Raw genomic sequence first — 12,139 nt, 5'->3', positions numbered from 1 at the left:
CGGACTCCCTTGCGTCGGTTGCCTCTTGGACACCGACCAGCCCACACGGGACAGCAGCCCACCTCTTGAACAAAGCGCATCATAGACATGACAAATGCGCGAGCACCGAACTCCTGGCCGCAGCAGCGGACTTCGCCGTTCCCTGCCCGGACTTGCGGGTGACTCCCGATCACCCTACGGGCTGTCCCGTGACCGGCGGCGGGCTCGACACGCCGTCAGCGCAACGCGACGGGCACGGAGAGGATGACCTCTCCGTGCCCGTCGTACGCGGTCCGGCCCGCGGCGGGTGACCTAGAACGGTTCGAAGTCGTCGTACTCCTTCTGCGACTCGTCCCGCTCGGCCTGCTTGTCCCGGCGACGCTGGGCGGCGGGACGCGGGGCCTCGAAGCGGTGGTCCTCACCGCGGCGGCCCAGCATCTCCGCGCCGGCCATGACGGTGGGCTCCCAGTCGAAGACGACCGCGTTCTCCTCGGGGCCGATCGCGACGCCGTCGCCGGAGCGGGCGCCCGCCTTCATCAGCTTCTCCTCGACACCGAGGCGGGCGAGCCGGTCGGCGAGGTAGCCGACGGCCTCGTCGTTGTTGAAGTCGGTCTGCCGCACCCAGCGCTCGGGCTTCTCGCCGCGCACGCGGTAGAGGCCGTCCTCCTCCTGGACCACGGTGAAGCCGGCGTCGTCGACCGCCTTCGGGCGGATGACGATCCGGGTCGCCTCCTCCTTGGGCTTGGCGGCCCGGGACTGCGCGATCAGTTCGGCGAGGGCGAAGGACAGTTCCCTGAGGCCCATGTGGGCGACCGCGGACACCTCGAAGACGCGGTAGCCGCGCGACTCGAGGTCGGGACGGACCATCTCCGCCAGGTCCTTGCCGTCCGGTACGTCGATCTTGTTGAGGACGACCATGCGCGGACGGTTGTCGAGACCGCCGTACTGCTTGAGCTCCTCCTCGATGATGTCGAGGTCGGAGATCGGGTCGCGCTCGGACTCCAGGGTCGCCGTGTCGAGGACGTGCACCAGCACGCTGCAGCGCTCCACATGGCGCAGGAACTCGAGGCCGAGGCCCTTGCCCTGGCTGGCGCCGGGGATGAGACCGGGCACGTCGGCGATCGTGTAGACCGTCTCACCGGCCGTCACCACACCGAGGTTGGGGACGAGGGTCGTGAAGGGGTAGTCCGCGATCTTCGGCTTGGCGGCGGAGAGGACCGAGATGAGCGAGGACTTGCCGGCGCTCGGGTAGCCGACGAGCGCCACGTCGGCGACGGTCTTCAGCTCCAGGACGATGTCCTGCATACCTCCGGGCACGCCGAGCAGCGCGAAACCGGGCGCCTTGCGACGGGCCGAAGCCAGCGCCGCGTTGCCGAGGCCGCCGCGGCCGCCCTCCGCCGCGACGTACGAGGTGCCCTGTCCGACGAGGTCCGCCAGGACGTTGCCCGACTTGTCGAGGACGACCGTGCCGTCCGGCACGGGCAGGATCAGGTCCTGGCCGTCCTTGCCGGAGCGGTTGCCGCCCTCGCCGGGCTTGCCGCTGGTTGCCTTGCGGTGGGGCGAGTGGTGGTAGTCGAGCAGCGTGGTGACGGACTGGTCGACGACCAGGATCACGTCACCGCCACGGCCGCCGTTGCCGCCGTCCGGGCCGCCGAGCGGCTTGAACTTCTCCCGGTGTACGGAGGCACAGCCGTGACCTCCGCTACCCGCGGCGACATGCAGCTCGACGCGGTCCACGAAGGTGGTCATGTGGGGTGCCTCCAGCACTTCGGTTACATCGGTTACTTCGGATACTTCGGCCCGTACGCACTTCGGATACCTCGGCACGTACGGAATGTCTCTTACGTAACACGCGAAAGGCGGACCCACTTCCCGTGGGGGAAGTGAGGTCCGCCTCGCGAAGAACTCTGTTCTACGGAGCCTGGGCCCCGAGGCATGCGATCCGGTGCGCGTGGAACCGGGTCAGCCTCGACGGGACTCGATCAGGCGACCGGAACGATGTTCACGACCTTGCGGCCACGGTGCGTGCCGAACTCGACCGCACCGGCGGCCAGCGCGAACAGCGTGTCGTCCTTGCCACGGCCGACGCTGGCGCCGGGGTGGAAGTGGGTGCCACGCTGGCGGACCAGGATCTCACCGGCGTTGACGGTCTGACCGCCGAAGCGCTTCACACCGAGCCGCTGAGCGTTGGAGTCGCGACCGTTCCGAGTGGACGATGCGCCCTTCTTGTGTGCCATGTCTCAGTCCCTACCCTTACTTCGCAGCCGCGGGGATCTCAGTGACCTTGATCGCCGTGTACTGCTGGCGGTGGCCCTGACGACGGCGGTAGCCGGTCTTGTTCTTGTAGCGAAGGATGTCGATCTTGACGCCCTTGTGGTGGTCCACGACCTCGGCCTGGACCTTGATGCCGGCAAGGACCCAGGGGTCGCTCGTCACGGCTTCGCCGTCGACAACGAGCAGGGTCGAGAGCTCGACCGTGTCGCCAACCTTGGCGGTGGAAATCTTGTCAACCTCAACGATGTCGCCGACAGCAACCTTGTGCTGGCGACCACCGCTGCGCACGATGGCGTACACGCGGATCTCTCTTTCGCTCGGAACGGAACCCCGCAGTCCAGCCGCCGACTCGCGCGAGCGGCCTCTCCCGGTGCGCGGAACACGAAGCTCGCACGATCCAGGAGGAAGAGGTTTACGGGGGTGTGGCGCGTCAAGGGACACGCCGACGGTCAAGGCTACGGGGCCCGGCTTGAGGGGTCAAACCGGGACCCCGGGGGCGGCCCGGGCTCGCCGCCCCTTCTCGAAGGGGCCGCGGCCTCCGCCGCCCACCGTCAGGGGCGCACGGCGGAGGCGAACCCGCCTCACCCGTATGCTCCCCAACCGAACCCGGACACCGAAAGGCAGACAAGTGAACTACAGGGTCCAGCCCAGCGCCCAGGTCGACGAGACCGCCGAGATCGGCGCGGGAAGCAGCGTCTGGGACCTCGCGCAGATCCGCGACGGTGCCCGCCTCGGCGAAGGCTGTGTGATCGGTCGTGGCGCGTACGTAGGTTCGGGCGTACGTATGGGCGACAACTGCAAGCTGCAGAATTACGCGCTCGTCTACGAGCCCGCCGAACTCGGTGACGGTGTCTTCATCGGTCCAGCCGTGGTTCTCACCAACGATCACAACCCGCGCTCCGTGGACCCCGAGGGCAAGCAGAAGCGCGGTGGCGACTGGGAAGCCGTCGGTGTGAAGATCGCCGACGGCGCCTCGATCGGTGCCCGCGCGGTCTGCGTCGCCCCGATCAGCATCGGCCGCTGGGCCATGGTGGCCGCCGGTGCAGTCGTCACCAAGGACGTGCCGGACTTCGCGCTGGTCGTCGGCGTTCCCGCGCGACAGGTCGGCTGGGTCGGCAGGGCCGGCGTCAAGCTGGTCGAACACACGGGCGAGGCTGGAGTGTGGGAGTGCCCGCGGACCGGCAGCCTCTACGAGGAGAAGGACGGCGCCCTCGTCGAACAGAGCGCCTGAGACCCGACGAACCGGGCGGACGTCGTCGCGTCCGTCGGGGAGACGGGTCTTCCCGGTCTCCGCCCGGCTGCCCCTGTCGCCGCTGAGCAGCAGTCGGTCAGAACCCTCCGCGAGCAGGATCGCCGCTCATGACGGTCGGGACTTCCGGATCAGCGCTCCTGATCAGCGGGGCGGGCTCCGGCCCGCGCCTCGGGCAGCCCTGGGCCGGCACGCCGAAGCTCCGTCTCCGTCACCGGCCCCGAGGACCAGTGACGGTCGACGAGGAGGGGCAGGCCGAGCACCACGGGCGTCCACATCAGGACACCGAGGCGGTCGGCCTCCTGGACGAGCGGGTGGGCCAGGACCGCGGAGGCCCCGGTGAACGCGGTGGCCACGGCGAGCAGGCCCAGTCCCCTGCCGTGCCGGGCCAGCGCCCAGGTCGCGAGGCCCGTGAGGACCAGAAAGTACGGGAGGCCCGCCTGCTGGGCGATCCAGTCCCGCGCGAACCGGACGGCGAGACCCAGCAGCGCGCTCCAGGGATCGGCGATCTCCGGAGCGTCGAAGTGATGGGTGAAGGTGTCCTGAAGGGTGGCCTGCGAGGAGGCCAGGCCGAGAAACCGCATGGCGGCGAGGACCCCGGCGGCCGCCAGCGCGGAAGACACCGCGAGGACGACCGTACCCCGGTGGCGCCACGGAGGCCGGAGGCACAGAGCCCACGTCGCGGCCGCGCCGAGGACAACCGCCAGCACCAGGGCCGACGAGTAGCGGGTGACCCCGCCGGCCAGGTAACCGAGGGTCACCAGAGCACCCCCCCGCACCAGGGACCGGCCTCTGAGCAGCAGCAGACCGCCCCAGAGCACGCCCAGCACACACACCGTGAACAGCCCCTCGCTCAACGCCTGGGCACTCCACCAGCCGAGCGGTGTGGCGAGGAAAGCCACCTGTCCGGCCGCCGCGGCTCGCCGGCTCAGCCCCGCACAGCCCAGCAGTCCGAACACGAGCAGCGAGCCCCCTGCTGCCACGACCGCCCCCAGCAGCCGCATCCCCTGCAGCACTCCGAACGCTCCGACGAACGGCGCCGCGAGCAGGGGATAGCCCGGTCGGCCGGAGAAGATGGCCTGGTAGCGCGGGTCGCCGGTGGTGATGTCGGGAGCGTCGGTCCACCGCTCGAGGCAGGAGCGCTCGGCAGCGGCCTTGAGGACGTTCCGGCTCTCGTGGACCATCGGCTGAAGCCGCTCGTCGTGCGCCGTGCGGTCGGCGCGGCTGGCACAGTAGGCGGCCAGCGCCGTGCGATGCGCTTCCTCTCGTGAGGCGCCGAGATACTGCTCCGCCGCCCGCGCGTACCGGTAGGAATCCGGGAACATCGTCCACTGCGGCCCCGCGACGAGCTGGAACACCGCGTACAGCGCACAGATCGCCAGCGGCAGAGCGGACCGGCTGCCGCGTACCCGGGCAGCGATCCGCGCCGTGGAGGACGCGGTGACGGCGGTGAGAACAGCGGGCACGTGAGGATCCTGAGCAGTGAGCGGCCAACCCCGGCAGCGTGGCCAGGGTCGGATCATATGACGACGTCCAGGCGGTCCGAGGCGCCGGTGCCGGGACCCTGTTCCGACGGCTCTCCCCTTCCGCTTCACCGCATGGGCCCGTCCCGTACGCCCGGACGGGCCCATCAGGTGCGGGTGGGTGTCAGCCTCCGATGACAACCCGGCGGACGCCCTTCCAGGCCTCCGGGTCGGTCGTGCGGCGTCCGTCGACCAGGACCGTGACGTCCGGCAGGTCCGCCGGGACCAGCGTCCGGTACTCGGCGTGGTCGGCCTGCAGGATCGCCGCGGTGACCTTCTCACCGGCGTGCGGCGGCAGACCGTGCGCCGCCAGTTCCTCGGCCGTGTACATCGGGTCCGAGACGAACGGGACGGCGCCACGGGCCCTGAGCGCCTCGACAGTCGGGAAGACGCCGGAGAAGGCCGTCTCCTTCACGCCGCCGCGGTAGGCAGCGCCCAGCACCAGGACATTCGCCCCGGCCAGGTCGCCGTAGGCGGCCGCCAGCAGGTCCACGGCGTACTCCGGCATCGCCGCGTTCGCCTCGCGCGCGGAACGGACCACGGTCGCGGACGGGTCGTTCCACAGGTACATCCGCGGATAGATCGGGATGCAGTGGCCGCCGACGGCGATACCCGGCTGGTGGATGTGGCTGTACGGCTGTGAGTTGCAGGCCTCGATGACCTTCTTGACGTCGATGCCGTTGCTGTCGGCGAAGCGCGCGAACTGGTTGGCCAGGCCGATGTTGACGTCGCGGTAGGTGGTCTCGGCGAGCTTGGCGAGCTCGGAGGCCTCGGCGGTGCCCAGGTCCCAGACGCCGTTCGGCCGCGGCAGGTCGGCGCGCTCGTCGAAGTCGAGCACCTGCTCGTAGAACTCCACGCCCCGCGCGGTCGACGCCTCGTCGACGCCGCCGACCAGCTTGGGGTAGCGGCGCAGGTCGGAGAAGACACGCCCGGTGAGGACCCGCTCCGGCGAGAAGACCAGGTGGAAGTCCTCCCCCGGGGTCAGGCCCGAGGCCTCGGCCAGCATCGGCGCCCAGCGGGTGCGGGTGGTACCGACCGGCAGTGTGGTCTCGTAGGAGACGAGCGTGCCCGGCTTGAGGCCCTGGGCGATGGCCTTCGTCGCGGAGTCCATCCAGCCGAAGTCCGGCGTGCCTTCCACGTCGACGAACAGCGGGACCACCACGACCACGGCCTCGGACTGCGCGACCGCTTTCGCGGTGTCCGTCGTCGCGCTCAGCAGACCGGCGTCGACGGCCTGCTTGAGCTTGACGTCCAGGTCGTGCTCACCGGGGAACGGCTCGGTGCCGGCGTTGACCAGCTCGACGACCTTCTCGTTGACGTCCGCGCCGATGACCCGGTGTCCCTTGGACGCGAACTGCACGGCCAGCGGAAGCCCGATCTTGCCGAGGGCTACTACACAGATGTTCATGGACGGTCGCTACTTCCTTTTCGCACGGCTCGTGGGGGAACCGCTCGCCTTCGGGCCCGCGGATCGGGATTTCAGTCGCCGGGCGAGGGCCGACTTCGCCCGGGAGACCAGGGGCGGCTTCGGCCGGTGCAGGGGACCCGTGGTGATCACCACACGGCCCTTGGGATTCACCGTCGCCCGCGCGAAGTACGGAGTCTCGTAAGCTCCCCAACGGCGCGCCAGCGGCATGGGCTTGTCCACGCCGCGTACGGGGATCTCGTAGGTCGATCCGGCTACGTCGAGATAGACCCGTACACCCAGCTTGGCCGGGCTCCGGTCGAGCGGCACCCGCGCGTGGAGCACGGTGGACGCGCCGTCCTCGCTGGTTTCGGTCGTGAACGCGCCCACGGGAGGCGGGAGTTCGCGGCTCTTCGGGAGCTTTCTGGCCTTGGCCTTGTCCGCGGACGCGGGCATGGCGCCCTGGGCGAGACGCAGCACGGCTCCGTCGACGTCGCCGAGGACCGGCAGCCGCAGGGTGGCGGCGTACGTGATCCCTTCGCCCTCCTGTTCCCAGGCGGACGCGAGCAGTTCGGTGCCCTGCGCGAGACGGCCGGGGACGGCCTCCCCGACCAGCTCGTAACAGCGGTCGGACAGACCGATGCGAGGATCGCGGAAACCGGGGTAGCGGGCGTAGGCACTCTCGCCCTCGACGACGAACGGCGGAGCCCCGTTCGCCTTCTCCGAGGTGATCGCCTCGCACAGTTCGTCGACCGCGCCTGCCCGGGCCAGACAGATACGCACCCGGCGCTTGACGTCCATGGCGTCACGGATGCCGTCGGTCAAGTAGGCCTCGGCGAGCCGTGCGACGCCCGCGCAGAGCTCACGCTGGAGCTCACGGTCGAGCACGGGGAAGTCGTCCTGGACGAGCTTGGCCACTTCCCAGGTGAAGTGCCGGCGCAGTACGGCGTCGCGCTCCGGACCCGCCTCGAGGAGACCGGCCGTGAAATCCATGATCTCCACGGCGCACCGCAGCCGCGCCAGGTGGTCGGCGCGGTAGGTGATGTTGCTGGCGTCGCCCCGCTTCACCGCGTAGTAGCAGGTGTAGTCGGCCACCACGGAGATCTTCCGCGCGCGTACGCAGGCCTCGATGGTGAACGGCTGGTCGCTGCCCACGGGCAGGTGCTCGGGGAAGCGCAGCCCGTGCTGTTCGACCATGTCGCGCCGGAACAGTTTGGTGTTGGCGAGCGTCCACGGCAGGGCGGAGTCGGTGAGGCCGACGTCCGGGTTGTTCTTCTTGTAGAGAGCCTGGTGGACGTAGCGGCCGTTCGTGCCGACCATCTTGCCGACGACGACGTCGGAGCCGTGCTCGTCGGCGCAGGCCACCATGCGCTCCAGCGCTTCCTCGCCGAGGTAGTCGTCGGAGCCGATGAAGTAGACGTAGCGGCCCGTGGCGATGTCCAGCGCGCGGTTGCTGGGGGCGGCCGGGCCACCGGAGTTGGCCTGGTGAAGCACCTTGACGGTGCCTGGGTACCGTTCCGCGAAGCGATCGAGTTCGGCACCGCTGTCGTCGGTGGAGCCGTCGTCGACCGCGACGATCTCCAGCCTGTCCCGGCCGATGCTCTGCCCGATCAGGGAGTTCAGGCACTCCGTCAGATAGGGCATGGTGTTGTAGACCGCGACGACGACGCTGACGTCGGGTGTGCCACTCATGTCCGTGCCTCCACCGGTCTCTGCTCGGCCGTCTGCCGGGCCCCGCTTCCGGGCAGCAGCCCGCTGTAGACCTCGTCCAGCACGTCGGCCTGGGCCTCCCAGGTCCACTGGTCGAGGAGCCCCGGCTTGTCGTAGACGCTCCGGTAGCGCTCGGCGTCGCCCAGCACGGACTTCACCGCGCGAACGTAGTCCTCCACGTCCTCGGCCCGGAACACCTCACCCTGGCCGGTCTGCTCGACCATGGAACCCATCGTCTTCACATCGCTGACCACCAGCGGCAGCCGGGCGTGAGAGTACTCGAAGAACTTGGTGATGAGGGCGATCTCGTGGTTCGGCCAGTGATGGATCGGGATGACCCCGGCGTCCGCGGCCGCGAGGAAGCGCACCACCTGGTAGTGCGGCACGTACGGCACGAGATGCAGCCGTTCGCCGACCCCCAGCTCCTGCGCCCGCGCCCGAAGGGTCCTCATGTACTCGGACTCGGTGTTGAGCACGACGAACGCAGTGTGCACGTCCGGCAGCCGGGGCAGCGACTCGACCATGATGTCGAGGCCTCGCTGCGGAGCGGCGGAACCGCTGTAGACGGTCAGGGGCACGTCGTTCCCGATGCCGCACAGCTCCCGCAGGTCCGGAACGGGCTCGGCCGCCTCCTCCGGCGAGAGCTCGGCGTCGGGCGCGTTGAGGACCACGGTGGGGCGGGCCTTGAGGCCGTGCCGCTCCTGGAGCATCCCGGCGAGGGTGTCCGAGACCGTCGTCACGGCGTCGGCGTGCCGCGAGTACTCCAGCTCGTGTGCGCACTGGGCGACGTGCCAGCGAGGGTGCGACCTCCACGGCTTGATCCCGGGCAGGAACTCGTGTGCGTCCCACACGAGTTTGACCTTCCGGCCCTTGGCGCGGGCGCGCAGCGTGGCGCGGGCTCCGACCCCCAGCATGCGGAAGTCGTTGGCGTGGATGAGGTCGGGCTTGAGCTCGTCGACGACCTTGCCGTACGCGAGCTCGAAGTCCCAGAGATGGGGATCGAGCCTGCGCCAGGCGCGGGTACCCATGGTCTTCTTCCAGAAGGCGGTGGTGAACCGGTCCAGAGGGGAGTCCATGTCCTTGCGTCGCTTCTCGAGCGCCAGGGTGCTGCGGTGGCGCAGTTTCACCCAGGAGTACAGGAAGCGAGTCAGGAGGCGAGGCCCGGCGAGCCGCAGGCGGCCGAGGGCCGAACCCTCCTGCTGCGCGAGGATCAGCCGGATGCTGAGGTCGACACGCTTGGCCTTGATCTTCTGAAGCTGGTGAGCGGCCAGCGGACCGGGCTGGTAGGCCAGAGGGGCACGAAGCACGGCACGCCGGTACTCGTGGCGTCGGCGGGCCATCGGACCGGGCACCGACAGAAGCCGGACCTCGGCTTCACCGATCCGCCAGGTCTGCGCCTTCTTCCCCTTGGCCTTGCCGAGCAGTACGACGTCCCAGCCCGCTTCGGCAGCCGACCTGGCCTCCTTCTGGACGCGCGAGTCGCCGTTCACCCCGTTGTCGACGAGCATCACGATCCGCCCGCGCACGGGCCGGTCCGCCGACGTGTTGTTCTCAACTGCCATGAACGGCCAGGCCCTCCGAAAGAAGTGAAACGCTGCGGTTTTCCAGCGCGGACTCGAGCACGGCCGCCGCCACCTCCACCGTCCGCGTGCCCTGACGCAGGGTGCAGATGTCGGCGGGCTTGCCGAGCACGGCATCGCGGAACAGCTCGTGTTCGACCAGGAGCGGCTCACGCTTCGGGATGGCGTACCGGATCATGTCGCCCTCGGAGACGCCACGGAAGGCCTGGAGGGCCTCCCATTCCGTCGCCATCGCGGAGTTGGAGTGGAATGTCAGATCGGCGGTGAGGGTGTCGGCGATGAAACAGCCACGCTCTCCGGTGACCGAGGTGAAGCGCTCCTTGAGCGGGCTCAGCCAGTTGACCAGGTGGTTGACCATCGTGCCGTCGTCGAGGCGGCCGACCGCGGAGACCATGTCCTCGTGCTCGCGGCCGCTCTTGGAGACGGTGTGCGCGGCGATGGAGACATACTCCCGCCCGGTCACCCAGCCGGTGAGGTCGATGTCGTGGGTGGCCAGGTCCTTGACCACGCCGACGTCCGCGATGCGGTGCGGGAAGGGACCCTGGCGGCGGGTGACGACCTGGTAGACGTCGCCGAGCTCGCCGGCCTCCAGCCGGGCGCGCAGCGAGCGCAGCGCCGGGTTGCACCGCTCGATGTGGCCCACGCCGGCCACCAGCCCGCGCGATTCGAACGCGTCGACGAGACGGTGCGCGCCCTCCACGGTGTCGGCGACCGGCTTCTCGATCAGCGCGCAGACACCGGCCTCGGCGAGTTGCATGCCGACCGGCTCGTGCAGCGCCGTGGGACAGGCCACGACGGCGTAGTCGATGCCCAGGCCGATGAGCTGGTCGACGGTGTCCAGGACCGGTGCGCCGTGGGCGGCTCCGAACGTGTCGCCCATCGGGTCGACGACGGCGACGAATTCGACGCCCTCCAGCCCGGACAGGACGCGGGCGTGGTGACGCCCCATGGAACCAAGGCCTACGAGTCCGGCCCGCAGCTTCCTCCCGCTGCTCACAGTCGGGCTCCCAGCGCGTCCACGGCCGACACGATGCGCTCCAGGTCCCCGGTGGACAGACCCGGGTGGACGGGCAGCGAGACGACCTCGGCGGCGGCGCGCTCCGTCTCGGGCAGGTCCCAGGTGCGACCGGCCTTCTGGTCCGGCTCCCAGTACGGCTTCAGCCGGTGGATCGGCGTCGGGTAGTACACGGCGTTGCCGACGCCGGCCCGGGTCAGGGCCGCCATGGCCGCGTCGCGGTCGCCCCGGACGCGCACGGTGTACTGGTGGAAGACGTGGCGGGCGCCCTCGGCGACGCTCGGCGTGACAACGGACGGCGCGCTGATGTGCTCCGTCAGGTACGCGGCGTTGGCGATGCGCTGCTCGGTCCAGCCGTGCAGCTTGGCGAGTTGCACGCGGCCGATGGCGGCGGAGACGTCCGTCATACGGACGTTGGCGCCGACGATCTCGTTGGCGTAGCGCTGCTCCATGCCCTGGTTGCGCAGCAGGCGCAGGGTGCGGGCGATCTCCGCGTCGGCGGTGGTGACCATGCCGCCCTCGAGGCTGTGCATGTTCTTGGTCGGATAGAAGCTGAACGTTCCCGCGTTGCCGAAGGCACCGACCGGCGTTCCGTGCAGGGCCGCCGCGTGCGCCTGGCAGGCGTCCTCGACCACGGCGAGGCCGTGCCGCTCGGCGATCGCCATGATCCGGTCCATGGCCGCGGGGTGGCCGTAGAGATGGACCGGCATGATCGCGGCGGTGCGCGGCGTGACGGCCGCCTCGACCGCCGCCGGGTCCAGACAGAAGCTGTCCGCCTCGATGTCGGCGAAGACCACGTCAGCGCCGACGAGGCGTACCGCGTTGGCGGAGGCCGCGAAGGAGAACGACGGCACGATGACCTCGTCGCCCGGGCCGACGCCCAGCGCGAGCAGCGTCAGGTGCAGCGCGGAGGTACCGGAGTTGACGGCGACACAGTGCCGCCCGTCCACCACGTCGGAGAACTCCGTCTCGAAGGCAGCGACTTCGGGCCCCTGGACGACCCGCCCGCTGCGCAGCACGCGCACCGCGGCATCGATCTCTTCCTCGCCGATCACGGGCCTTGCCGCGGATATCAGCTCATGGGCGTCGGTCATCGACATCCCCTCCTCATCGGCGACCTCTCGGGCGCACCACTTTGTGCACGGGTCGGGAAGGAACGGTGTCGAGCGTGGCACGTCCGCATCCCTGGAAGTCCGCCGACGACTTGCGACGGCGATCGTTTCCCGCAAGACCCGGCCCCCCGGGGTACCTCACGTGGTCTACGGCCCGCGTGTCACCGGCAGCCGAGTCCGCCGGTCAGATTACCAGCAGAAGTGCAAAGCTTTTCCTCCGGGTTACGGCGAGGGAACTTCGAGTTGGCGTGCTGCTCTTCACGCGATCTTCCTGGTGTGATCGTGTCCACCG

The 12,139-nt window shown here is 69.8% G+C and carries 10 protein-coding genes; 1 reads left to right on the top strand and 9 read right to left on the bottom strand.

Going from position 1 to position 12,139, the window contains the following annotated elements:
* Window positions 1–291 precede the first annotated feature (291 nt).
* From obgE to rplU, 3 genes are all read right to left on the bottom strand, one after another.
* Window positions 292–1,728: a GTPase ObgE gene (gene obgE / locus OG776_RS27440; RefSeq protein WP_148013938.1), complete on the bottom strand. Its 1,437-nt coding sequence runs from the start codon at window positions 1,726–1,728 to the stop codon at window positions 292–294.
* A 233-nt stretch (window positions 1,729–1,961) separates the two neighbouring features.
* Complete coding sequence (gene rpmA / locus OG776_RS27435) at window positions 1,962–2,216, bottom strand: 50S ribosomal protein L27 (protein WP_148013939.1); 255 nt, start codon at window positions 2,214–2,216, stop codon at window positions 1,962–1,964.
* 16 nt (window positions 2,217–2,232) lie between these two features.
* A complete protein-coding gene (gene rplU, locus OG776_RS27430) occupies window positions 2,233–2,553 on the bottom strand; it encodes a 50S ribosomal protein L21 (protein ID WP_030601628.1) in 321 nt (106 codons plus the stop codon).
* 328 nt (window positions 2,554–2,881) lie between these two features.
* Between rplU and OG776_RS27425 the strand changes: the two genes are divergently transcribed.
* Window positions 2,882–3,484, top strand: a complete 603-nt coding sequence (locus OG776_RS27425) for an acyltransferase (RefSeq protein WP_148013940.1) — start codon at window positions 2,882–2,884, stop codon at window positions 3,482–3,484.
* A gap of 149 nt (window positions 3,485–3,633) precedes the next feature.
* Here OG776_RS27425 and OG776_RS27420 read toward each other — a convergent pair whose 3' ends face one another.
* From OG776_RS27420 to OG776_RS27395, 6 genes are all read right to left on the bottom strand, one after another.
* A complete protein-coding gene (locus OG776_RS27420) occupies window positions 3,634–4,968 on the bottom strand; it encodes a hypothetical protein (RefSeq protein ID WP_148013941.1) in 1,335 nt (444 codons plus the stop codon).
* Between the two features lie 181 nt (window positions 4,969–5,149).
* Entirely contained in the window at window positions 5,150–6,433 is a 1,284-nt protein-coding gene (locus OG776_RS27415) for a nucleotide sugar dehydrogenase (RefSeq protein ID WP_148013942.1), read from the bottom strand.
* Between the two features lie 9 nt (window positions 6,434–6,442).
* Window positions 6,443–8,122: a glycosyltransferase family 2 protein gene (locus OG776_RS27410; protein ID WP_148013943.1), complete on the bottom strand. Its 1,680-nt coding sequence runs from the start codon at window positions 8,120–8,122 to the stop codon at window positions 6,443–6,445.
* Window positions 8,119–9,702, bottom strand: a complete 1,584-nt coding sequence (locus tag OG776_RS27405) for a glycosyltransferase family 4 protein (RefSeq protein ID WP_329322691.1) — start codon at window positions 9,700–9,702, stop codon at window positions 8,119–8,121. The genes OG776_RS27410 and OG776_RS27405 overlap by 4 nt, the downstream gene beginning before the upstream one ends.
* Window positions 9,692–10,717 carry a Gfo/Idh/MocA family protein gene (locus OG776_RS27400; protein ID WP_148013944.1) on the bottom strand — a complete coding sequence of 342 codons (1,026 nt, stop codon included), beginning with the start codon at window positions 10,715–10,717 and terminating at the stop codon, window positions 9,692–9,694. Before OG776_RS27400 ends, OG776_RS27405 begins: the two co-directional genes overlap by 11 nt.
* The gene (locus tag OG776_RS27395) at window positions 10,714–11,829 is read right to left on the bottom strand and encodes a DegT/DnrJ/EryC1/StrS family aminotransferase (RefSeq protein WP_329322690.1); all 1,116 of its coding nucleotides are present in this window, start codon (window positions 11,827–11,829) and stop codon (window positions 10,714–10,716) included. The genes OG776_RS27400 and OG776_RS27395 overlap by 4 nt, the downstream gene beginning before the upstream one ends.
* Window positions 11,830–12,139: the final 310 nt, after the last annotated feature.

The organism is Streptomyces sp. NBC_01689 (assembly GCF_036250675.1).
Taxonomy (GTDB): Bacteria; Actinomycetota; Actinomycetes; order Streptomycetales; family Streptomycetaceae; genus Streptomyces.
The sequence above is the reverse complement of the archived record's forward strand: the minus strand, read 5'-3'. Positions and strand labels throughout refer to the sequence as shown.